Genomic DNA, 22863 nt, shown 5'->3' on the forward strand with positions numbered 1-22863 from the left:
AGGAACTGCGCGACGAACCACCGAAGTGGTGTGTCGCCGAACGAGCAGGGCCATCCCGACCGGATGGTTGCTCGCGCAGTTCCCCGCGCCCCTGGAGGTGCGACCGGTTGCGGCAACGAAGGTCAGAGCCGTTCGGGTCCGAAGGCGTCCGGGAGCAGCTCGCTCAGCGGGCGGATGCCCGAGACCGACTCCACGATCAGCTCCGCGCCGCCGTGCTCCCACAGCAGCTGCCGGCAGCGACCGCACGGCATCAGCGGATCGCCGTTGCGGTCGCAGCAGGTGAACGCCACCAGTCGCCCGCCGCCGGTGGCGTGCAGGGCGGACACCAGTCCGCACTCCGCGCACAGCCCCAGCCCGTACGACGCGTTCTCGACGTTGCACCCGCTGACGATCCGCCCGTCCTCGACCAGGGCCGCCGCGCCGACCGGGAAGCCGGAGTACGGCGCGTACGCGCGCGCCATGGCCTCCCGGGCGGCGGCCCGCAGCGCGTCCCAGTCGACGGCGGCGGCCAGGGTCACTTCCCCTGCCCCTTCCGGTACGGCATGCCGTCCGCCTTGGGCATCCGCAGCCGCTGCGAGGCGAAGGCCAGCACGACCAGCGTGATGACGTAGGGCGAGCAGTTGACCAGAGCCGGCGCCACGTCGTGGACGCTGGCCCACCAGCCGCCGAAGAGCCCGGCGAAGACGGCATAGATGATCGTCTGCCTGTACTCCTTCGCCAGCAGCTTCTTCAGCGCGATCGCGGCCAGCAGCACGCAGACGCCGAGCAGCAGCGCGTGCACCGCGTCACTGCCGCGCAGCTGCAGCGAGTCGGTGTAGCCGAAGAGCATCGCGCCGAGCGCCATGCCGCCGACACGCCAGTTGCCGAAGATCAGCGCGGCGAGGCCGATGAAGCCGCGGCCTCCGGTCTGACCGTCCTGGTAGACGTTCGAGGAGACCATCACCATGAAGACGCCGCCCAGACCGGCCAGCGCGCCGGAGACGACCACCGCGATGTACTTGTACTTGTAGACGTTGACGCCCAGCGACTCCGCGGCCGTCGGGTTCTCGCCGCAGGACCGCAGACGCAGGCCGAACGGCGTGCGCCACAGCAGGAAGTACGTGCCCACCAGCAGCGCGATCGCGAGCACCGTCAGCACGGACAGGCCGGTGACGAAGCCGCCGATGATGCCGGCCAGGTCGGAGACGAAGAACCAGTGGTGCGCCTCGAGCTTGGTCAGCCAGGGCGAGATCCCGGGGATGTTCCAGGAGGAGAGCGAGGCGAGCGGCGGGGACTGCTTGGAGCCGACCACCTTCTGGAAGGTCTGCGAGGCCAGGTACTCGGTGGCGCCCAGGGCCAGCAGGTTGATCGCGACACCCGAGACGACGTGGTCGACGGTGAAGGTGACCGTCACGATCGCGTGCAGCAGGCCGCCGAGCGCACCGCCGATGACGCCGCACAGCACGCCGGCCCAGGCACCCCAGTGCCAGGAACCCCAGGCGCCGAAGAAGGTGCCGAGGATCATCATGCCTTCGAGGCCGATGTTGACCACGCCGGAACGCTCGGACCAGAGGCCGCCGAGACCGGCCATGCCGATCGGCACGGCCAGCGCCAGCGTGCCGCCCACCTGACCGGAGGAGGTCAGGTCGGTCGCGCCGGTGATGGCGCGGACCGCGGAGACGCCGATCAGCGCGGCCGCGACGAGGAGGTAGGCGGTCGAGCGGCGCATGCCGACCCGCTTGCCGTTCGTGACTGCGGTGGGCGAGCTCATGCCGCCGCCTCCTTGTTGGTGGAGCCGGCCGCCTGGGCAGCCGCGGCGGCGAGTTCGCGGCCGACCCTGGACTGCTGGCGCTTGAGACCGTAGCGGCGGACCACCTCGTAGGCGACGACCACCGAGATGACGATGGTGCCCTCGATGATCAGCACGATCTCGGGCTGGAAGCCGTCGAAGCCCAGCTGGTTGGAGGCGCGGTCGAAGGCGCCCCACATCAGCGCGCCGAGCGCGATGCCGATCGGGTTGTTCCGCCCGAGCAGCGCGATCGCGATGCCGGTGAACCCGACGCCCGAGGGGAAGGTCAGGTTGTAGCTGCCCGCGTCCTGCAGCAGCTCGGGGACGCCGGTCAGACCGGCCAGACCACCCGAGAGCAGCAGCGCGATGAGGATCATCTTCTTGGTGTTGACGCCGGAGGCCTGCGCCGCGCCGTCCGACTGACCGGCGGTGCGCAGGTCGAAGCCGAAGCGCGTACGCGCGAGCAGCAGGTGGAAGCCGACGCCCAGGAGCGCCGCGATGATGACGAAGCCCCAGATGTTGCCGCCGTAGGTGCTGATGGTGAAGAACATCGCGCTCGCGGGCAGCGGCTTGGTGCTGACGTTGTTGCTGCCGGGCGCCTGGAAGCCGAGGGTGTTCGGCTGGAGCAGGTACGCGATCAGGTTGATGGCGATGTAGTTCAGCATGATCGAGGCGATGACCTCGTTCACGCCGCGGGTCACCTTCAGCACAGCGACGATGCCGGCGTACAGCGCACCGGCGACGACGCCGGCCACGATCGCCAGGATGATCTTGATCGGGCCCGGGGCGCCGACGATGCCCGCGACGTACGCGGCGAAGAAGACGCCGATCTTGTACTGGCCCTCGACGCCGATGTTGAAGATGTTCATCCGGAAGCCGAGCGCCACGGCCAGACCGGCCAGGAAGTAGGTCGTGGCCCGGTTGAGAATGGCGACCGTGGAGTCCGGGTGGATGTCGTAGCTGAAGATGTCGCTCAGCGCGAGCGTCGGGCTCTGCCCGGAGATCAGCAGCACGATCGTGGTGACCAGGGCCGCGAACAGGATCGCCAGCACGGGCGCGGCGATCGCGAGCCCGATGCGCTCCCAGTCGAGACGGTCGAAGTAGGCGCGCACGCGGGAGCTCGAAGACCCCGCCGTGCCCGCGCTCTGGTTGTCGCTCATGCTCACTCCCCCGCCTGCTGGTCTGCGGAACCCTGAGTCGGGGTCTCTTCGATGCGGCCGGTCGCCGCACCGGTCATCGCGGTGCCGAGGGCCTCCGGCGTGACGGTGTTCGGGTCGGCGTCGGCGACGAGACGACCGCGGTAGATGACGCGCAGGGTGTCGGACAGGCCGATCAGCTCGTCCAGGTCGGCGGAGATCAACAGGACGGCCATGCCCTCGCGCTGCGCGGTGCGGATGTGGTCCCAGATCTGCGCCTGGGCGCCGACGTCGACGCCGCGGGTCGGGTGGGCGGCGATCAGCAGCTTGGGCGCGTGGCTCATCTCGCGGCCGACGATCAGCTTCTGCTGGTTGCCGCCGGAGAGCGAGGAGGCGGTGACCTCGATGCCCGGAGTGCGCACGTCGAACTCGCGCACGATGCGCTCGGTGTCCTTGCGGGCGGCCTTGGGGTTGATCAGCCCCTTGCTGCCGTTGGGCTCCTCGGTGACGTGACCGAGGATCCGGTTCTCCCAGAGCGGAGCCTCCAGCAGCAGGCCGTGGCGGTGCCGGTCCTCGGGGATGTAGCCGATGCCGGCCTCGCGGCGGGTGCGGGTCTGCGCCTGGGTGATCTCCTGCCCGTCCAGCAGGATCGTTCCGTCATCGGGCTTGCGCATGCCCATGATGGCCTCGACCAGTTCGGCCTGGCCGTTGCCCTCGACGCCGGCGATGCCGAGCACCTCGCCCTTGTGGATGGTGAGGCTGACGCCGCCGAGGATGGTCCGCTCGATGCCCTCGGAGTCGATCTCGGCCAGGCCGAGGTCGGTGATCTCCAGCATCGGCAGGCTGGTCACCGTCGACTCGCGCGACTCCGGCGAGGGCAGCTCGCTGCCTACCATCATCTCGGCCAGCTGCTTGGTCGTGACCGAACGCGGGTCGGCGTCGCCGACCGTGGTGCCGCGGCGGATGACGCTGATCGCGTCGGCGACCGAGAGCACCTCGTTGAGCTTGTGCGAGATGAAGATGACCGTGAGGCCCTCGGACTTCAGCTCACGGAGGTTCGCGAAGAGCGCGTCCACCTCCTGCGGCACCAGGACGGCCGTCGGCTCGTCCAGGATCAGCGTGCGCGCGCCGCGGTAGAGGACCTTGAGGATCTCCACGCGCTGCCGGTCCGCCACGCCGAGGTGCTCGACGAGCACATCGGGGCGGACGCCGAGGCCGTAGGAGTCGGAGATCTCCTTGATCTTCGCCCGCGCCTTGCCGCCGATGCCGTGGAGCTTCTCGGCGCCGAGGGTGATGTTCTCCAGCACGGTCAGGTTGTCCGCCAGCATGAAGTGCTGGTGGACCATGCCGATGCCGCGGTTGATCGCGTCGGCCGGCGAGTGCAGTTCGACCTGCGCGCCGTCCACCGTGATCGTGCCCTCGTCGGGGCGCTGCATCCCGTAGAGGATCTTCATCAACGTCGACTTGCCCGCACCGTTCTCGCCGACGAGAGCGTGCACGGTGCCGCGTTGAACCGTGAGATTGATGTCGTGGTTGGCCACGACGCCGGGGAACCGCTTCGTGATACCGCGCAGCTCGACGGCTGGCACGTCTGCGGCCTGCGGGGAGGGGGCGTTGATGGCGCACTCCTGGGGAAGAGTTACGGCGGGTGAAGCAGAGTGTCCCGCTCGGGCGACCGAGGGAGAAGACACAGGGAGAAGGGGGGTTGCGCGCCCGGTCCAGCCGGGTGCGCGACCCCCCTTCCTACCGCCTCACGAAGGTGAGGTCAGCGGTCCTGAAGACAGGTCAGGACGTGGTGGTCGGGACGGTGACCTTGCCGGAGACGATGTCCGCCTTGGCCTGGTCCAGCTGCGTCTTGATGTCGTCGACGAAGCCGCCGGAGGTGGCGTAGCCGACGCCGCCCTTGGCCAGCGAGAAGGTCTGGGTGCCGGTCAGCGGGCTGCCGTCGTGGATCGACTTGATGTAGTCGTAGACCGCCACGTCGACGTTCTTCAGCGCCGAGGTGAGGATGCTGTTCTTGTACGGCGCGAGGGCCGGCAGCTCGTGCTGGTCCGAGTCGACGCCGATGGCCCAGGCGCCCTTCTGGGCGGCGACGGCCTGGATCGAGCCGTCACCGGAGGAGCCGGCGGCGGCGTAGATCACGTCGGCGCCCTGGGACAGCATGCCCTGCGCGGCGGCCTTGCCCTTGTTCGGGGAGGCGAAGCCGGAGAAGTCACCAGCCGGCGACAGGTACTTGACGATGACCTTGTCGTTCGGCTTCACGGACTTCACGCCGGCCTGGTAGCCCGCCTGGAACTTGTGGATCAGCGGGACGTCCACGCCGCCGATGAAGCCGACGGTGCCGGTCTTGGACTTCAGCGCGGCGGCGACGCCGACCAGGTAGGAGCTCTGCTCCTCGGTGAAGACCAGGTTGGTGACGTTGGTCGCCGTGTTGGAGGCGTCGTCGACAATCGCGAACTTGACGTTCGGGTACTTGGCCGACTCGGTCTTGACGGCGTTCGCGTAGTTGAAGCCGATCGCGACGATCGGGTTGTAGCCGTTGGCCGCCAGCGAGTCGAGCTTCGCGGCGCGGTCGGCGTCGGACTCGCCGTTCACGGCCTGCAGCTCCTTGAACTGCACGCCGAAGTCCTTGACGGCCTTGTCCAGACCCGCGGCGGCGGAGTCGTTGAAGGAGTGGTCGCCGCGGCCGCCGACGTCGTAGGCCATACCGACCTTGATCGTCGAGGAGGAAGCGGCGCCCGTGGAGCTGCCCGAGGGCGCAGAGGAGGACGAGGTGCTGTTGCTGCCACAGGCCGTGAGGGCGGTGACACCGAGGGAGCCGCACAGCAGAGCCGCGGCGATCTTGGTAACCCGGCGCAAGGGAATCACTCCTTGGTCGACGCGCACCTGGTTCGGCGCGGATTGGATGCGACGTTAACGCGCGTAGAACACGTTTGTGTTACGGCCACGGGGCCGTTATCAGATCGTCGCATTTCTGCCATCCCGGCCGATGCGAACAAGCCGGAGCAAACGGATGAATTCGCTCCGGATCCTGTCCCGTTACCCGCCTCTCTACCCCAGTGCGAGGCTCGCGAAAAGCTCCGTGCCGATGCCGATCGACCGCTCGTCCGCGTCGAAGCCGCCCTGATGAAGATCACGGACGCCCTGCTCGTCCGGACCCCGGACGCCGAGGCGCGCCAGCGCCCCCGGAGTCTCCTGCAGATACCAGGAGAAGTCCTCCCCGCCGAGGCTCTGCTCGGTGGGCTCGATCGACTCCGCGCCGAAGCCCGCCGCCATCGCGTGCTCGATCATCGCGATGGACTCCGCCTCGTTGACGACGGGCGGAACGCCGCGGCGGTAGTCCAGCACCCACTTCGCCCGGTGGGTCTCGGCGATCTGGCCGACCAGCTCGTCGATCGCGCCGGGCGCCTCGCGCCAGCCGGCCTGCTCCAGGCAGCGGACCGTGCCCTCCAGCTCCGCGTGCTGCGGGATCGCGTTGGCCGCGGACCCGGAGGAGATCCGGCCCCAGACCAGGCTGACCCCCCAGCGCGGGTCCATCCGGCGGGCCAGGGCGGACGGAAGCTCCGCGGCGACCTTGGCCACCGCAGTCACCAGGTCCGTGGTGAGGTGCGGACGGGCGGTGTGCCCGCCGGGGCCGTCCAGGTTGAGCTTGAGCAGGTCGCAGGCGGAGGTGATGGCCCCGACCTTCAGGCCGACCTTGCCCACCTCGACCCGTGGGTCGCAGTGCACGGCGAAGATCCGCTCCAGGCCGTCGAGCACGCCGCACTTCAGCACGTCGAGCGCGCCGCCGGGCATCTGCTCCTCGGCGGGCTGGAACACCAGCCGCACGGGGCGCCGGAGCGCTCCGGTCCGCGCGGCCTCGGCGAGCACCAGGCCGGTGCCGAGCACCACGCTGGTGTGCACGTCGTGCCCGCAGGCGTGGGCGCGGCCGGGGACGGTGGAGCGGTACGGCACGGTCGCGGGTTTGGTGTCGTCGAGCGGCAGCGCGTCGATGTCGGCGCGGAACCCCATGACGCCGCGGGCGGCGGAGAGCCCGTCAGGGACGATGTCGCAGAGCAGACCCGTGCCCCCCGGCAGCACGCGCGGCGCGAGACCGGCCTGCTCGAGACGCGCCTTGATGAGCGCGGTGGTGCGGAACTCCTCCCGGCCCAGCTCGGGGTGCATGTGCAGATCGCGCCGGAAGGCGACCAACTCGGGCTGGAGAGCCTGCACGCGGGACCGCAGCTCAGATGACTGGTTCACCTCCACAAGGCTACGGCCCTGGGGAAGTTGTGGCAGGGGATCACTGAAATTCATACCGCCGGACGAGAAGGTTGTCGCCCGCTCGGCGCATGGATCCGCCTGGGCGGGGTAGATAAGCCTTTTCACGCCCTTTTCAACGAGCGACCACGCCCGGAGGGCACCACAGGGGCGCGAGGAACTGCGCGAGCAACCCACTCCAGGCGAACGGCCCTGTCCGCTCGGGATCCGACTCTCGTGGGTGGCTTGTCGCGCACACAGTTGATCAAGCAGAGCCTCACGCCCCTGACCGTGCAGCTGCCCCGCCGTCGCGAAGCGCGCCTCCCGGCGTCAGAAGCTGTCGACCGGGACGTACGTCCCCCAGACCTCGCGGAGCGCGTCGCAGGTCTCGCCGACCGTGGCGCGAGCGGCCAGCGCCTGCTTCATCGGGTAGAGCACGTTCTCGCCGCTTGTCTCCGCCGCCCGGCGCAGCGCGGAGAGCGCGCGGTCCACCGCGGCGCTGTCGCGGTCGGCGCGGAGCTTGGCGAGGCGCTCGGCCTGCTGGATCTCGATCGCCGGGTCGACCCGCAGCGGCTCGTACGGCTCCTCTGCGTCCAGCTGGAAGCGGTTGACGCCGACCACGGTCCGCTCGCCCGAGTCCGTCTGCAGTGCCACCTGGTACGCGCTGCGCTCGATCTCGGACTTCTGGTAGCCGCGCTCGATGCCGGCCACCGCGCCGCCCATCTCCTCGACCTTGTTCATCAGCTCCAGCGCCGCCGCCTCGACCTCGTCGGTCATCTGCTCGACGACGTAGGAACCGGCGAACGGGTCGACGGTCGCGGTCACGTCCGTCTCGTAGGCGAGCACCTGCTGGGTCCGCAACGCCAGCCGGGCGGACTTCTCCGTCGGCAGCGCGATGGCCTCGTCGAAGCTGTTGGTGTGCAGCGACTGCGTCCCGCCGAGCACCGCGGCCAGCGCCTGTACCGAGACCCGGACCAGGTTGACCTCGGGCTGCTGCGCCGTCAGCTGCACGCCCGCCGTCTGGGTGTGGAAGCGCAGCATCATCGACTTGGGGTTCTCGGCCTTGAACTCCTCCTTCATCACCCGTGCCCAGATCCGGCGGGCGGCGCGGAACTTGGCCACCTCCTCCAGCAGGGTGGTGCGCGAGACGAAGAAGAAGGAGAGGCGCGGCGCGAAGTCGTCGACGTCCATCCCGGCGGCGATCGCCGTCCGCACGTACTCGATGCCGTTGGCCAGCGTGAACGCGATCTCCTGCGCGGGCGTGGCCCCGGCCTCGGCCATGTGGTAGCCGGAGATGGAGATGGTGTTCCAGCGCGGGATCTCGGCCTTGCAGTACTGGAAGATGTCCGAGATCAGGCGCAGCGAGGGCTTGGGCGGGAAGATGTACGTCCCACGCGCGATGTACTCCTTGAGCACGTCGTTCTGGATCGTGCCGGTCAGCTTGCCCGACGGCACGCCCTGCGCCTCGCCGACGAGCTGGTAGAGGAGCAGCAGCAGCGAGCCGGGCGCGTTGATGGTCATCGAGGTGGAGACCTCGCCCAGCGGAATGCCGCCGAAGAGCACGCCCATGTCCTCGACCGAGTCGATGGCCACGCCGACCTTGCCGACCTCGCCGGAGGCGATCCTCGCGTCCGAGTCGTAGCCCATCTGGGTCGGCAGGTCGAAGGCGACCGACAGGCCCATGGTGCCGTTGGCGATCAGCTGCTTGTAGCGGGCGTTGGACTCGGCGGCGGTGCCGAAGCCGGCGTACTGCCGCATGGTCCACGGCTTGCCCGTGTACATCGAGGGATAGACGCCGCGGGTGAAGGGGTACCGGCCGGGCTCTCCGAGCTTCGTCGCGGGATCCCAGCCCTCCTGGGCCGCCGGTCCGTAGACGGGCTCGATGGGCAGTCCGGACTCGGACAGGCGGGCCATGGGGGTCCTCCGCGACTCTGGTGAGGGTGTTAGCAGCGATTAACGTCTGCTTCGCTACGTACGGTAATGATGCGCTCGGGGGAGGAATAGTCGCATCCTCTGGGAGCTTGCTCACATGAGTCGAACGGCTTTGGAGGAACGGTTCACATGACAGTGCAGAAGGTCGCGGTCGTCACGGGCGCCAGCAGCGGCATCGGCGCGGCGACCGCGCGCGGGCTGGCCGCGGCGGGTTACCGCGTCGCGTTGGTCGCCCGCCGGGCGGACCGGCTGGAGGCTCTGGCCAAGGAGATCGGCGACGCGGCGAGCGTCCACGTGGTGGACGTCACCGACCGCGCGGCGGTGGACGCGTTCGCCGCGTCGCTGGACCGGGTGGACGTCCTGGTCGACAACGCGGGCGGCGCGTTCGGCGCGGACCCGGTCGGCACGGCGGACCCCGCGGACTGGCAGCGGATGTACGAGGTGAACGTGCTGGGCGTGCTGCACGTGACGCAGGCGTTGCTGCCCGCGCTCCGCGCCTCGGGCGACGGGGTGATCCTGATCCTCTCCTCGACGGCGGCACTGGCCACCTACGAGGGCGGCGGCGGCTACGTGGCGGCGAAGATGGGCGCGCACGCGATCGCGGGGACGCTCCGCCTGGAACTGGTCGGCGAGCCGATCCGGGTGATCGAGATCGCTCCCGGCATGGTCAGGACGGACGAGTTCGCGCTGACCCGCTTCGGCGGCGACGCCGCGAAGGCCGCGGCGGTGTACGCGGGCGTGGCGGAGCCGCTGACCGCGGAGGACGTGGCGGACACGATCGTCTGGTCGGTGACCCGGCCCCCGCACGTGAACATCGACCTCCTGGTCGTCCGCCCCCGCGCCCAGGCGGCGAACCACAAGGTGCACCGCGCCTAGCCCACGCAGGGCGAGCCAGGTGCAGCACGCTGGGGACGCGAGGAACGGCGCGGGCAACCAACCCGGGCGGATGGCCCTGCACGTTGAGGACCCACCGCACGCGGGTGGCTTGTCGCGCACGCACTTCATCAAGCAGAGCCTCGCGCCTCTGGGTGGAGCAACTGTCCCCCCGGGGAAGGGTGCAGGTCCTCGCAGTTCACTTCGCTGACGCCGTCTCATAATTCGGCCGTCGGGGTCTCGACTTAATACCCCGTGCGAGTGAATCCTGGTCTCGGGCGTCGTTGCAGCAGCGGCCCCGGCGTCTATGACTGTGCCGACGCCGTCGGCAGCAAGCCCTAACCTCAGGGGCTTCCGTCCGTCCGCCACCCGCAGTCCGAGGAGGACCCGCTGGCCAGGCCGCCGATCCCGCCGCAGTCCACCCAGCCGTCGACGCCCGGGTCTCCCGCACCCGGTCTGTCGCGGCTCAACGAGGCGACCCCCGGCGCAGCCGAGGAAGCCCTGCTGGCCTGCTGCGGAAGCCGACGCTGGGCGATAAGGATCGCCGCGCACCGGCCGTACCCGGATGTCGACTCCCTGCTGGCCGCCGCCAGCGAGGCGTCGTACGACATGTCGCACCGTGACCTGACCGAGGCGCTCGCCGACGAGAGCTGCATGCCCCAGCCCCTGCTGGGCATGCGGGCGCCGGGGAGCAACGCCGCGCGGACCGCGCTCCGCGCCGCGCACGCCGCGTACGAGGCGCGGTTCGGGCATGTGTTCGTGGTCTCACTGGACGACTGCCCGCCGGAGGAGATGCTGGACCGGGTGCTCGCCAGCATCCGCACCCGGCTCGCCAACGACCCCGACGAGGAGCGCAGCACCACCGCCGAGGAACTGCGCCGCATCACCATCAACCGGCTCGCCCACCTCGTCGCGTCTCACGCTTCGGCGGCTTCGTGAGATGACGGGGTGAGATCGCCCACACCCGTCCAGGCGTGATCCACTCCGAAGGTCACAAAGGCCCTGCAAACCGGGGCGAAAGTCCTCCGGTTCGCCGAGTCCGTTGATCATCTGAGTGGATCTGCGCCCGCCGCACGGCCCCCAACAGGCCCGAGGGCCTCCCGCCTGGCTACGATGGCCGCGGCCGGTGGACAGTATCCGGCCGGGCCGACCGACACCGACGTTGCCGCCGAGCTGCTCGGGCGACCCCCGCCCCGCTCCCGGAGGGTTCTTCCGTGCCGGCTGGAACGCTGTACCGCGGCCGGGAAGGCATGTGGTCCTGGGTGGCTCATCGAGTCACTGGCGTCCTCATTTTCTTCTTCCTGTTCGCCCACGTCCTCGACACCGCTCTCGTCCGCGTGTCCCCGCACGCGTACAACAGCGTGATCGCGACGTACAAGACGTGGCCCGTCAACCTGATGGAGTACGGCCTCACCGCCGCCATCCTCTTCCACGCGTTGAACGGCCTCAGGGTCATCGCCGTGGACTTCTGGGCCAAGGGGCCGAAGTACCAGGCCCAGATGCTGTGGACCGTCGTGACCGTCTGGGTCCTGCTGATGGCGGGTGCGTTCTACCCGATCCTGCAGGAGACCCTGAAGAACTGGTTCGGGTGATCGAGAGATGGCAACCGATTCCATCGGCAGCGTCGAGCTGACCGAGTCCAGCGCCCCCGCGGACCCGGCCTCGTTCCTGATCGAGCCGCCGCGCAAGCGGACCAAGACCACCGCGGGCCGCCGCAGCCGGACCAACTTCGAGATGCTGGCCTGGCTCTTCATGCGCCTGTCCGGTGTCGTGCTGGTCTTCCTGATCCTGGGCCACCTGATCATCCAGCTGTTCCTCGACGGCGGCGTGAGCAAGATCAGCTTCGCCTTCGTCGCCGGGCGCTGGGCCTCGCCGTTCTGGCAGGGCTGGGACCTGCTCATGCTCTGGCTCGCCATGCTCCACGGCGCCAACGGCATGCGCACCGTCATCAACGACTACGCCGAGCGCGACACCACTCGGTTCTGGCTGAAGGTCCTGCTGGTGACCGCCACGGTCTTCACCGTGCTGCTGGGCACCCTGGTGATCTTCACCTTCGACCCGAACATCAGCTGACGCGGACGGACGAGGCAGCAAGAGACATGCAGATTCACCAGTACGACACCGTCATCGTCGGCGCCGGCGGCGCCGGGATGCGCGCCGCGGTCGAGGCCACCAAGCGCAGCCGCACCGCGGTGCTGACCAAGCTCTACCCGACCCGCTCCCACACCGGCGCGGCCCAGGGCGGCATGGCCGCCGCCCTCGCCAACGTCGAGGACGACAACTGGGAGTGGCACACCTTCGACACCGTCAAGGGCGGTGACTACCTGGTCGACCAGGACGCCGCCGAGATCCTGGCCAAGGAGGCGATCGACGCCGTCCTCGACCTGGAGAAGATGGGTCTGCCCTTCAACCGCACCCCCGAGGGCCGGATCGACCAGCGCCGCTTCGGCGGCCACACCCGCAACCACGGCGAGGCGGCCGTGCGCCGCTCCTGCTACGCGGCGGACCGCACCGGCCACATGATCCTCCAGACGCTGTACCAGAACTGCGTCAAGGAGGGTGTGGAGTTCTTCAACGAGTTCTACGTCCTCGACCTCCTCCTCACCGAGGTCGACGGGGTCAAGAAGACCGCCGGCGTCGTCGCGTACGAGCTGGCCACCGGCGAGGTGCACGTCTTCCAGGCGAAGTCGGTCATCTTCGCCTCGGGCGGCAACGGCAAGTTCTTCAAGGTGACCTCCAACGCGCACACCCTGACCGGTGACGGCCAGGCCGCCGCGTACCGTCGCGGCCTGCCGCTGGAGGACATGGAGTTCTTCCAGTTCCACCCGACGGGCATCTGGCGCATGGGCATCCTGCTCACCGAGGGCGCCCGCGGCGAGGGCGGCATCCTGCGCAACAAGGACGGCGAGCGCTTCATGGAGCGCTACGCACCCGTCATGAAGGACCTCGCGTCCCGTGACGTCGTCTCCCGCGCGATCTACTCGGAGATCCGGGCCGGTCGTGGCTGCGGCCTCAACGGCGACCACGTCTACCTGGACCTCACCCACCTGCCGCCGGAGCAGCTGGACGCCAAGCTGCCGGACATCACCGAGTTCGCGCGCACCTACCTCGGCATCGAGCCCTACACGGACCCGATCCCGATCCAGCCGACGGCGCACTACGCCATGGGCGGCATCCCGACGAACAACGAGTCCGAGGTCCTCCTGGACAACACGACCGTCGTTCCCGGCCTGTACGCCGCCGGCGAGGTCGCCTGCGTGTCGGTGCACGGCGCCAACCGCCTGGGCACCAACTCGCTGCTCGACATCAACGTCTTCGGCCGCCGCGCCGGCATCGCCGCCGCCAAGTACGCCGAGACGGCCGAGTACGTCGAGCTGCCGGAGAACCCGGCCGCGAAGGTCGTCGAGCTGCTCGAGGGCATCCGCACCGCGACCGGCACCGAGCGCGTCTCGGACATCCGCAGCGCGCTGCAGGAGTCGATGGACACCAACGTGTCCGTCTACCGCACCGAGGAGACCCTGAAGCAGGCGGTGGCCGACATCGCCGAGCTGAAGGAGCGCTACAAGAACATCTCGGTGATGGACAAGGGCAAGCGGTACAACACCGACCTGCTGGAGGCCGTCGAGCTGGGCAACCTGCTCGACCTGGCCGAGGTCACCGCGACCTCCGCGCTGGCCCGCAAGGAGTCCCGCGGCGGTCACTACCGCGAGGACTTCCCGACCCGTGACGACGTCAACTTCATGCGGCACACCATGGCGTACCGCGAGGTCGACGCCCAGGGCAACACGACTGTCCGCCTGGACTACAAGCCGGTCGTGGTGACCCGCTACCAGCCGATGGAGCGTAAGTACTGATGAGCACCCCCACCATCGAGGACGCAACCCCGCACAACTCCGCGGCGCTCGACGCCGCCGAGTCGGGCAAGGTCGAGCTGATCACCATCACGCTCCGCATCCGCCGGTTCAACCCGGAGGAGCACCCGGAGGCGGTGTGGGTCGACTACCAGCTCACGGTGGACCCGAAGGAGCGCGTCCTCGACGCGATCAACACGGTCAAGTGGGAGCAGGACGGCACGCTGACCTACCGTCGCTCCTGCGCCCACGGCGTCTGCGGCTCCGACGCGATGCGGATCAACGGCAAGAACCGTCTTGCCTGCAAGACCCTCATCAAGGACGTGAACCCGGAGAAGCCGATCACGATCGAGCCCATCAAGGGCATGACGGTCCTCAAGGACCTGGTCGTGGACATGGACCCGTTCTTCCAGGCCTACCGCGACGTGATGCCCTTCCTGATCACCAAGGGCAACGCGCCGACCCGGGAGCGGATCCAGTCGGAGGAGGACGTCCAGCGCTTCGAGGACACCACCAAGTGCATCCTCTGCGCCGCATGCACCTCCTCCTGCCCGGTGTTCTGGAACGACGGCCAGTACTTCGGTCCGGCCGCGATCGTGAACGCCCACCGCTTCATCTTCGACTCGCGTGACGAGGGCGCGGAGCAGCGGCTGGAGATCCTGAACGACCGTGAGGGCGTGTGGCGCTGCCGCACCACCTTCAACTGCACCGACGCGTGCCCGCGTGGCATCGAGGTGACGAAGGCGATCCAGGAAGTGAAGCGCGCGCTGATCACGCGTCGCTACTGAGCCTGAGCCGAGCCGCAGGCCCGAGGGCGGACCACTCACACGAGTGGTCCGCCCTCGCGCGTTCGCGGCCGAGGATCCTCACGGGGGCCCGTACGGGCGACTGGCTCCCCTCGCACGTCACTCGTCCCGGTGAGCCGCGGACCGCGGTGACGTCCGGTCGGATCTTCACCGGTCGGGGCGTGTTTCCCTGGACCGGGAGACGGCGAGGAGGAGGTCCTGATGCCCGTGCGGTTCGCTGCGCCGCTGCGCCGGATCGGCCCCGAGCTGGGACGCTTCGGCGCGGTCGGTCTGGCGGCCTACGGCACCGACGTCGCGCTGTTCAACCTGCTGCGCGGGCACGGCGGCGCCGGGCCGCTGGCGGCGAAGGCGGTGTCGCTGACCTTCGCCACCGCCGTGGCCTATCTGGGCAACCGCTGGTGGACCTACCGCGACCGCGTCCGCGAGCCGCAGGCCCGCACCGGGGTCTGCCGGGAGGTGGTGCTGTTCGTCCTGGTGAGCCTGGGCGGACTGCTGATCCAGCTGAGCTGTCTCGCGGTCTCCCACTACCTGCTGGGCTTCACCAGCCTGCTCGCCGACAACGTCTCAGGCAGCGTCGTGGGCATGATCGGCGCTACGGGCTTCCGCCTGCTGGGCTTCCGCACCTGGGTCTTCCGTGCGCGCAGCGTCTGAGCCCGCGGCGGCCGGACCCGCCGCCCGCAGCGCGCGCAGGCTGCGGACGCCGAGGGAACCGACCACGAGGCCGAGCAGCAGCGAGGACAGGGCGAGGGTGGCGTGGATCCAGAAATAGGCCGTGGGCCGGGAGTGGTCGCCGTGGGTGAAGGCGAGCCCCTCGCCGTCGGCCCACAGGTTCTTGAAGAACGTCACCCAGATCCATACCGACCAGACGCCGAACGCCGTCAGGAACCAGGATGCACGTCGGCTGAGTCTCATAAGGTCAGTATGGTCGGCCACTCGGACGCGCCCGGACGAGGGGTCCCGTCTGCTTTTATGACCATAGGTGATTCGGATTGGGTACGGTCGACCGCGTGCAGCTACGTGATCAAGCGCTGAGGAAGGCCCTCTCCGGGGTGGCCGTCATGACGGCCGTACTGACCGTCACCGCCGCGAAACCCGCCCCGAGTCCGAGCGGGAGCCCGGTCAGAAAGCCCCCGGCGCAGATGTCGACGGTCGGCGGCGAGGCGCTGGGCCGACCGGGCCCGCAGGTCGGCGCGGGCGCGCCGGCCCTGCCCAAGGGGATCTCCTCGCTGTCCTGGATCGTCTCCGACGCGGACACGGGCCAGGTGCTCGCCGCGCAGAACCCGCACTGGGCGCTGCCGCCGGCCAGCACGCTGAAGACCCTCTTCGCCGACACGGTGCTGCCGAAGTTCTCCCAGACGGCGACGCACAAGGTCGCCGAGGCGGACTTCGACGGCATGGGCGCGGGCAGCAGCATGGTCGGCGTGATGCCCGGTCAGACGTACACGGTCTCCGACCTCTGGCTCGGCGTCTTCCTCCGTTCGGGCAACGACGCGGTGCACGTGCTCGCCGCGATGAACGGCGGCGTCGCGACGACGGTGCAGGAGATGCAGGCCAAGGCGGAGGCGCTGGGCGCGAAGGACACCCGCGTGGTCAGCCCGGACGGATACGACATGCCGGGGCAGGTTTCCTCGGCCTACGACCTGACGCTCTTCGCCAGGGACGGGCTGAAGAACCCGGACTTCGCGAAGTACTGCTCGACCGCGATCGCGCACTTCCCCGGCGGCCCGAGCACGAAGGGCAAGCCCTTCGAGATCGACAACACCAACCGGCTGCTGACCGGCTTCGACGGGGTGGGCGGCCGCTATCCCGGCGTGATCGGCGTCAAGAACGGCTACACGACGAACGCGGGCAACACCCTGATCGAGGGCGCGCGACGTGACGGCCGCACCCTGCTGGTCACCCTGATGAACCCGCAGGCCCCGGTCAGGGACGAGGTCTACCGCGAGGCACGGGCCCTGCTGGACTGGGGCTTCGCCGCGGAGGGCAGGACCCGGCCCATCGGCACCCTGGACGCCGCGAAGTCGGTGGCCCAGGACGCGGCGACCCCGTCGGCGACGGCTGCGGCGCGGCCCTGGGCCGCGGCGACGACCGCCTCGTCCGGCTCCCCCACCACGCTGTACGCCGCCGCGGGCGTCGCAGCCCTGGCCCTCCTCTCCGGCGCCTACGTCCTCCTCACCCGCCGCCGTCGCCGCCACCGCTAGCGCGAGGCTTCAGGCGGCGAGTGCGTTGCACTTTCCAGGGGCGCGGGGAACTGCGCGACAAGCCACCCGCATGCGGATGGTCCTCACTGTTCAGGGCCATCCGCTCGGGGTGGTTGCTCACGCAGTTCCCCGCGCCCCTGGGGACGTGCCTGGTCGCCCGCCTGCGGAAGATCCGCGCCACTGAATCACTCGTCGGCCTTGGCGAGGGCCTCGCGGGCGCGGGCCCTGGCGCGGGCGCGGGCGGCGGCGGGGTCGGCGGTGGCCGTCCAGGCGACGCAGTAGAGGAGCCAGCGGCACATGAAGTTGATCCAGAGCAGCAGGGCGATCGGCGTGCCGAAGGCCCCGTACACGCTCTTCGTGGCGACGCCCGCCACGTACGCCGCCAGGGCCTGCTTCAGCAGCTCGAAGCCCACGGCCCCCATCAGCGCCGCCTCCAGGACCACCCGCCGGCGTTGGCCGAAGATCCGCGGCAGGCCGGTCAGGAGGTAGGAGAAGACCAGCAGGTCCGCCGCCACCGCGATCACGAACGCCGCCGCCGTCAGGCCCGCGCGGCCCGCGCCCGCGTGGCCCGCGCCGATCCACTTCGCCACCTGGTTCGCCGCCGCGCCCGCCGCGGTCGACGCGCCGAGGGAGACCGCGCCCACGAGACCGAGGCCGATCAGGACGCCGACGTCCCACAGCTTGCGGACGATCACGTTGCCCGGCTCGATCGGCAACGCCCAGGACGTGCGGATGCAGACACGCGTGGTGTCCACCCAGCCGAGGCCGGAGACCAGCAGGATGACGCCGCTGATCACGCCGACCGTGCCCGCGTTGTTCGCGATGTCGTGAATGTTGAGCTGGTCGGAGAGGCCGGGGAACTGCTCCGCGATCTTCTGCTGCAACTGGTCGGTCCGATGGTCGCTCAGCAGCGCCGCCGCGACCGCCAGGGCCACCGTCAGCAGCGGGAAGAGGGCCAGGAAGCCGAAGAAGGTCACCGCCCCGGCCATCCTGTTCGAGCCGACGTCGTTGAAGTGCTCGAAGACGCGGTACGCACGCGTCCGCAGCACCCACCCGACCGCCGGTCCGACCACCGGCACGCGCTTCAGCCACTCCATCGCTCGAACCTAGCGCCCGGACCCCCGTGACCGGGGCAGACACTCGTCGCCGCTCAGAGAGGCAGCCGCCGGAAGAGAGGGCGCGGCAGGTGCCGCAGGCCGGACATGACGTAGCGCAGGGCGCCGGGCACCCAGACGGTCTCGGTACCGCGGCGGAGCCCGGTCGTGATCGCCTCGGCCACGGCGTCGGCCGTGGTGGCGAGCGGGGCCTCCTGCATGCCCTCGGTCATCCTGGTCCGGACGAAGCCGGGCCGGACCACCATCACCCGCGCGCCGGAGCCCTGGAGGGAGTCCCCGAGGCCCTGCGCGAAGGCGTCCAGACCGGCCTTGGTCGAGCCGTAGATGAAGTTGGACCGCCGGGCCCGCTCCCCCGCCACGGAGGAGAGCACGACCAGCGCGCCGTGGCCCTGACGGCGCAGGGCCTGCGCGCAGACCAGGCCGGAGGTGACCGCGCCCAGATAGTTGACCCGGGCGACGTCGGCCGCCGCCATCGGCTCGTGCTCGTCGCGCTGCTGGTCGCCGAGGACGCCGAAGGCCAGCAGGGCGACGTCGATGTCGCCCTCGGCGAAGATCTTGCCGAGGACCGTTTCGTGGGTGTCGACGGCCGCCGCGTCGAAGTCGTGCACCGAGACCTCCGCGCCGAGCGCCCGCAGCTCGTCCGCGGCGGCGTCGAGCGCGGGCGAGGGACGCCCGGCGAGGTGGACCACGCGGACCCGGCCCGTGACCAGTCGGCGCGCGGTGGCCAGGCCGATCTCGGAGGAGCCGCCGAGGAGCAGCAGGGACTGGGGGTCGCCCAGGGCGTTCAGCATCAGCAGTGCTCTCTTTCGGAGGGGCGGACGTGGAGCCGGCCGTCAGAGTGCGAGGCGGCGGGCGAGGTCGGAGGTGAGGGCGCCGTGCGGGTCGATGCGCTGCCGCAGCGCGCGGAACTCCGCGAGCCTCGGGTACATCCCGGACAGTGTCTGCGGGCGCATCCGTGAGTCCTTGGCCAGGTAGACCCGGCCGCCGGCGGCCAGCACCTGCTCGTCGAGCCGGTCCAGCAGCGGCCCGAGGCCGGGAACGCCGGCCGGGAGGTCGAGGGCGAGGGTCCAGCCGGGCATCGGGAAGGAGAGCCAGCCGGGGCCGCCCTCGCCGAAGCGCTTGAGCACGGCCAGGAACGACGGGCAGCCGTGCCGGCTGAGCTGCTCGACGATCGAGCGCAGCGTCGCCTCCTGCCCGTAGGGGACGACGAACTGGTACTGCAGGAAGCCCGCCCGCCCGTAGACGCGGTTCCAGTCGGGGACGCCGTCGAGCGGGTGGAAGAACGCGCCGATGCGCTGGAGCTGTCCGCGTCTCTCGCGCGGGGCCTTGCGGTACCAGAGCTCGTTGAAGGCCCCGACCGTGGCGGTGCGCAGCAGCCCGCCGGGGATGCCGCGCGGGACGGCGGGGAGGCTGCGCGGGCGGAAGGCCAACGGATCGGCCAGCTGACGCGGGCTCAGCAGGTCCGCTGTGGCGTGCTCGCCGCGGGTCAGCACGGCCCGGCCGGTGGCGGCGCCGCGGGCCACCAGGTCGATCCAGGCAACCGAGTAGCGGTAGCGGTGGTCCGTCGTCTCCAGGCGGTCCATCAGGTCGTCGAGGTCGTGGGCGCGTTCGGTGTCGACGGTCATGAGGGAGGTGGAGACGGGCAGCAGCCGGATCGTGGCGTCGAGGATCACGCCGGTCAGCCCCATGCCACCGGTCGTCGCGTCGAAGAGCTCCTCGCCGGGGAGCAGTTCGTGCGTCCCGCCGTCGGCGGTGAGCAGCCGCATCCGGGTGACATGCCGGCTGAAGCTGCCGCTCACGTGGTGGTTCTTGCCGTGGATGTCCGCGCCGATCGCCCCGCCGACGGTGACGTGGCGGGTGCCGGGGGTGACCGGGACGAACCAGCCGAAGGGCAGCAGCAGCCGCATCAGCCGGTCGAGGCTGATCCCCGCCTCGACCTCGACCAGGCCCTGCGCCAGGTCGAGGGACCGGACGGCGGCCAGCCGGGTCATGTCGAGGACGGTGCCTCCGGCGTTCTGGGCGGCGTCGCCGTAGCTGCGGCCGAGCCCGCGGGCCACAGCGCCGCGTCCACCCGCCCCGCGCAGCGCGGCGGCGGCCTCGTCGGCGGTGGTGGGCGCGCAGAGCCTGGCCGTCGTGGGCGCGGTGCGCCCCCACCCGGTGAGTTGTCCTTCCATGCGAGCGACGCTAAGCCCGGGGGCCGACAGGTCGCAGGGGGCCCGCTCGGGGGTGCGGCGCGCCCTCAGCCCCAACCCGCCGGTCAGGCACGCGGAATGCCGCACGGCGGGCCTGCGGCGGTCCGGCCGCCGGGCACGCCCGAACGGGTGAGTGACGGTGGCGTCGGTGAGTTGACGACGAGGTGACGCGCGTTCGAAGCGCCCGTCGTGACGCCTCCCGCAGCCGTCGGGCGGGCCTGCCGCGGCGGCCGGGCACGGCCGCGCCGCGCGGAGCCCCTCGTCGAGCCCCGGGGCCCGGGCCGCCGGAGAGGCGGCCGGATCGGGCAGCCGGCGGCGACGGCTCAGGAGTTGCTGAGCAGTTGCTCGGGCTCCTGCCCCGACTGCTGTCCCGGCAGCCGCCCCGCCGAAGCGCCGGACTCGGCCTGCTCCGGGGTCGGCGCGGGGGTCCGCGCGGCCGGCGGGAGGACCGGCAGCGGCTCGGTCTCGCCGAGGAACACCGTCCGCACGACCCGCTCGGCGGCACGGCCGTCGTCGAACTCGCAGAACCGCTCCCGGAACGCGGCCCGCAGCGTGGCCGACTCCTCGCCGCGCCAGGCGCCGGAGCGGAACACGTCGACCAGTTCGACCTCGGTGGTGGCCACCGGACCCGGCGTCTCGCCGGGCCGGCCGGAGAGCAGGTCGAGATAGACGCCGCGGGTCTGCCGGTAGACCTCCCAGTCGTCGGCGAAGACGACGATGGGCCGGTCCAGGTTGGCGTAGTCGAACATGACCGAGGAGTAGTCCGTCACCAGCGCGTCCGCCGCCAGCGCCAGGCGCTCCAGCGACGGGTGCCGGGACACGTCGATCACCTGCGCGCCGCCGGGGCCCGCCGGTCGCGCGGCGGTGTCGTAGAGGTAGTGGGCGCGGTTGAGCACGACGTACTCCTCGCCCAGCGAGGCGGCGAAGCGGTGCAGGTCCAGCTGCGGCCGGTAGGAGGCGCGGTAGTCGCGCAGCGTGGGGGCGTAGAGCAGGACCTTCGCGCCCTCGGGGACGCCGAGCTCGCGCCGGGCGGCCCGCACCTGCTCGCCGTCGGCCGCGTAGTAGACGTCGTTGCGCGGGTAGCCGTACTCCAGGCTGCGGAACGAGGAGGGGTAGACCCGCTCCCAGATCAGCGTCGAGAAACGGTTCGAGCTGAGGCTGTAGTCCCAGCGGTCGACCCGCCCCAGCAGCTTGGCGAAGTCGATCGACTGGCCCGCCGCGGGGTAGTCGCGCAGGTCCAGGCCCATCTTCTTGACCGGGGTGCCGTGGTGCGTCTGCAACTGCACGGTGCCAGGGCGCTTGGGCGCGCCGTCGGGGAAGTTCACGTTGTTGACGAAGAACTTCGCGCGGGAGATCGCCTCACGGTAGCTGCGCGAGCCGGGCGAGACGATGTCGATGCCCTTGGGGGCCTCCGCCCTGCGCTTCGCCTCCACCACCCACACGGTGCGCAGCTCGGGCGCGAGCTCGCGCAGCTTCGCGTGGATCGCGGCGGGGTTGCAGGCGGGCGTGCGGGCCCAGTAGCTGGCGAAGACGGCGAGGTCGTCGTCGATCGGCAGCCGGCGCTGGATCCGCTGGTAGCCGCCGAGCAGCGGTCCGGCGACCGCGCGGCGCAGCTCCGGCTGGGCGGCGCGGGCGACGTTCTTGGCCTTTCGGGCGGCCTGCCCGAGCGCGGACGCCTTCCAGCTGCCGCGCAGCTCGACCGCGGCGCCGCCGGCGGGGCGGTGCCGCTGCTCGGCCTCGACGGCGCGCTCGAAGAACTCCTTGCGGGCGGCGGCGGGCACCCGGTCGGGGTGGTTGCCGATGGTGCGCAGGTGCTCGGCCATCCGCCGGTGCAGCAGCGGCCGCCAGTGGTCCAGCTCGGGGTGGGCGTCGACGAACGCGAAGACCCGGTCGTACTGCCCGAAGATGTCGAAGTGCTTGCGGCTGACGGTGGCCAGGATGTTCCCGCCCTGACGCCGCTGCCGGTAGTGAACGGCGACCAGGTCGAGCATGGCCACGGTCCTCGCGGCCAGCATCACCGGGTAGGTCCAGGGGGTGTCCTCGTAGTACCCGGGCGGGAACTCGAAGGCGTGCTTCTGGACGAAGTCGCGGCGGTAGACCTTGTTCCACACCACCATCAGCAGCCCGAGGACCTCCTCGCGCTCGGCGACGGCGAAGACCTCGGGCCTGCCCTCCTGCGGGGCGAAGAGCCCGGCGTCCCTGCTGCGGACCTCGCGGCCGTCCCAGTAGGTGCGCGCGTAGTCGAAGATCAGGACGTCCGGGTCCGCGGTCGCGTCCAGCCGGTCGGCGATCGCCTGGAGCGCGCCGGGGGTCAGCGTGTCGTCGCTGTCGAGGAAGAACAGGTAGTCCCCGGTCGCCTGTTCCATTCCGGCGTTCCTGGCCCGGCCGAGGCCGACGTTCTCGGGCAGGTGAAGCACCCGTACCCTGGCGTCCGCCTGTGCGAATCCGTCCATGATCGCGCCGCTGCCGTCGGGCGAGCAGTCGTCGACCGCGATGACCTCGATATCCCTGAAGGACTGCCCCAGGACGGACTCAAGACACTCGCCCAGGTAGGCCTGGACCTGGTAGGCGGGCACAACGACGCTGATCCGGGGCATGCCGGTACGATACAGGCAAGCAAACGGAGGGTGAACATCCGAGATCCCCCGGTCTGTGGGCCGACCGTGGGAGCGAATGCAAGGCCGCTCGGCAAGACTCCTCTTACCCGGACGGAGGTCGCCACCCCCGCATCACCGCTTGGTCGGTTCCGG

The 22863-nt window shown here is 70.5% G+C and carries 19 protein-coding genes and 1 pseudogene; 8 read left to right on the forward strand and 12 right to left on the reverse strand.

Features of this window, described 5'->3' with window-relative positions; all coding sequences use genetic code 11:
* Window positions 1-122 precede the first annotated feature (122 nt).
* The 7 genes from BS83_RS47755 to BS83_RS23610 form a co-directional block, all read right to left on the reverse strand.
* Window positions 123-518: a cytidine deaminase gene (locus tag BS83_RS47755; protein ID WP_269664864.1), complete on the reverse strand. Its 396-nt coding sequence runs from the start codon at window positions 516-518 to the stop codon at window positions 123-125.
* The gene (locus BS83_RS47760) at window positions 515-1750 is read right to left on the reverse strand and encodes an ABC transporter permease (RefSeq protein ID WP_037605585.1); all 1236 of its coding nucleotides are present in this window, start codon (window positions 1748-1750) and stop codon (window positions 515-517) included. Before BS83_RS47760 ends, BS83_RS47755 begins: the two co-directional genes overlap by 4 nt.
* Complete coding sequence (locus BS83_RS23590; RefSeq protein ID WP_037609727.1) at window positions 1747-2880, reverse strand: ABC transporter permease; 1134 nt, start codon at window positions 2878-2880, stop codon at window positions 1747-1749. The genes BS83_RS47760 and BS83_RS23590 overlap by 4 nt, the downstream gene beginning before the upstream one ends.
* 50 nt (window positions 2881-2930) lie before the next feature.
* The gene (locus BS83_RS23595; protein ID WP_051945532.1) at window positions 2931-4523 is read right to left on the reverse strand and encodes an ABC transporter ATP-binding protein; all 1593 of its coding nucleotides are present in this window, start codon (window positions 4521-4523) and stop codon (window positions 2931-2933) included.
* 166 nt (window positions 4524-4689) lie between these two features.
* Entirely contained in the window at window positions 4690-5763 is a 1074-nt protein-coding gene (locus tag BS83_RS23600; protein WP_037605586.1) for a BMP family lipoprotein, read from the reverse strand.
* 192 nt (window positions 5764-5955) lie between these two features.
* Entirely contained in the window at window positions 5956-7152 is a 1197-nt protein-coding gene (locus BS83_RS23605) for an amidohydrolase (RefSeq protein ID WP_051943738.1), read from the reverse strand.
* 321 nt (window positions 7153-7473) lie between these two features.
* Window positions 7474-9057 carry an acyl-CoA mutase large subunit family protein gene (locus BS83_RS23610; protein ID WP_037605589.1) on the reverse strand — a complete coding sequence of 528 codons (1584 nt, stop codon included), beginning with the start codon at window positions 9055-9057 and terminating at the stop codon, window positions 7474-7476.
* Between the two features lie 147 nt (window positions 9058-9204).
* On the opposite strand from BS83_RS23610, the gene BS83_RS23615 reads away from it, so the two are divergent.
* From BS83_RS23615 to BS83_RS23645, 7 genes are all read left to right on the forward strand, one after another.
* Window positions 9205-9951 carry an SDR family oxidoreductase gene (locus BS83_RS23615; protein WP_037605590.1) on the forward strand — a complete coding sequence of 249 codons (747 nt, stop codon included), beginning with the start codon at window positions 9205-9207 and terminating at the stop codon, window positions 9949-9951.
* A 501-nt stretch (window positions 9952-10452) separates the two neighbouring features.
* Entirely contained in the window at window positions 10453-10887 is a 435-nt protein-coding gene (locus BS83_RS23620; RefSeq protein ID WP_408641102.1) for a 2-oxo-4-hydroxy-4-carboxy-5-ureidoimidazoline decarboxylase, read from the forward strand.
* A 275-nt stretch (window positions 10888-11162) separates the two neighbouring features.
* Window positions 11163-11540, forward strand: a complete 378-nt coding sequence (gene sdhC / locus BS83_RS23625; protein ID WP_037605593.1) for a succinate dehydrogenase, cytochrome b556 subunit — start codon at window positions 11163-11165, stop codon at window positions 11538-11540.
* Window positions 11541-11547: 7 nt separating this feature from the next.
* The gene (locus BS83_RS23630) at window positions 11548-12021 is read left to right on the forward strand and encodes a succinate dehydrogenase hydrophobic membrane anchor subunit (RefSeq protein ID WP_037605594.1); all 474 of its coding nucleotides are present in this window, start codon (window positions 11548-11550) and stop codon (window positions 12019-12021) included.
* A gap of 26 nt (window positions 12022-12047) precedes the next feature.
* Window positions 12048-13802 carry a succinate dehydrogenase flavoprotein subunit gene (gene sdhA / locus BS83_RS23635; RefSeq protein WP_037605595.1) on the forward strand — a complete coding sequence of 585 codons (1755 nt, stop codon included), beginning with the start codon at window positions 12048-12050 and terminating at the stop codon, window positions 13800-13802.
* Window positions 13802-14587, forward strand: coding sequence for a succinate dehydrogenase iron-sulfur subunit (locus BS83_RS23640; protein WP_037605597.1), 786 nt, complete (start codon window positions 13802-13804; stop codon window positions 14585-14587). The genes sdhA and BS83_RS23640 overlap by 1 nt, the downstream gene beginning before the upstream one ends.
* A 219-nt stretch (window positions 14588-14806) precedes the next feature.
* Window positions 14807-15256 (forward strand): GtrA family protein, encoded by a 450-nt coding sequence (locus tag BS83_RS23645; protein WP_037605598.1) that lies wholly within the window; start codon window positions 14807-14809, stop codon window positions 15254-15256.
* A gap of 24 nt (window positions 15257-15280) precedes the next feature.
* Here BS83_RS23645 and BS83_RS44220 read toward each other — a convergent pair.
* Window positions 15281-15517 (reverse strand): annotated as a pseudogene (locus tag BS83_RS44220) (SCO4848 family membrane protein); the annotation flags it as partial.
* A gap of 95 nt (window positions 15518-15612) precedes the next feature.
* Between BS83_RS44220 and BS83_RS23650 the strand changes: the two are divergent.
* Complete coding sequence (locus tag BS83_RS23650; protein ID WP_332262346.1) at window positions 15613-16806, forward strand: D-alanyl-D-alanine carboxypeptidase family protein; 1194 nt, start codon at window positions 15613-15615, stop codon at window positions 16804-16806.
* Window positions 16807-16991: 185 nt separating this feature from the next.
* Here BS83_RS23650 and BS83_RS23655 read toward each other — a convergent pair whose 3' ends face one another.
* From BS83_RS23655 to BS83_RS23670, 4 genes are all read right to left on the reverse strand, one after another.
* Window positions 16992-17903 (reverse strand): YihY/virulence factor BrkB family protein, encoded by a 912-nt coding sequence (locus BS83_RS23655; protein WP_051943742.1) that lies wholly within the window; start codon window positions 17901-17903, stop codon window positions 16992-16994.
* Between the two features lie 53 nt (window positions 17904-17956).
* Window positions 17957-18712, reverse strand: coding sequence for a decaprenylphospho-beta-D-erythro-pentofuranosid-2-ulose 2-reductase (locus BS83_RS23660; RefSeq protein ID WP_037605599.1), 756 nt, complete (start codon window positions 18710-18712; stop codon window positions 17957-17959).
* A gap of 42 nt (window positions 18713-18754) precedes the next feature.
* Window positions 18755-20095, reverse strand: coding sequence for an FAD-binding protein (locus tag BS83_RS23665; RefSeq protein ID WP_051943747.1), 1341 nt, complete (start codon window positions 20093-20095; stop codon window positions 18755-18757).
* Window positions 20096-20436: 341 nt separating this feature from the next.
* Window positions 20437-22710 carry a bifunctional glycosyltransferase/CDP-glycerol:glycerophosphate glycerophosphotransferase gene (locus BS83_RS23670; protein ID WP_051943752.1) on the reverse strand — a complete coding sequence of 758 codons (2274 nt, stop codon included), beginning with the start codon at window positions 22708-22710 and terminating at the stop codon, window positions 20437-20439.
* Window positions 22711-22863 lie beyond the last annotated feature (153 nt).

Origin of the sequence: Streptacidiphilus rugosus AM-16 (assembly GCF_000744655.1) — a bacterium.
Taxonomy (GTDB): Bacteria; Actinomycetota; Actinomycetes; order Streptomycetales; family Streptomycetaceae; genus Streptacidiphilus; species Streptacidiphilus rugosus.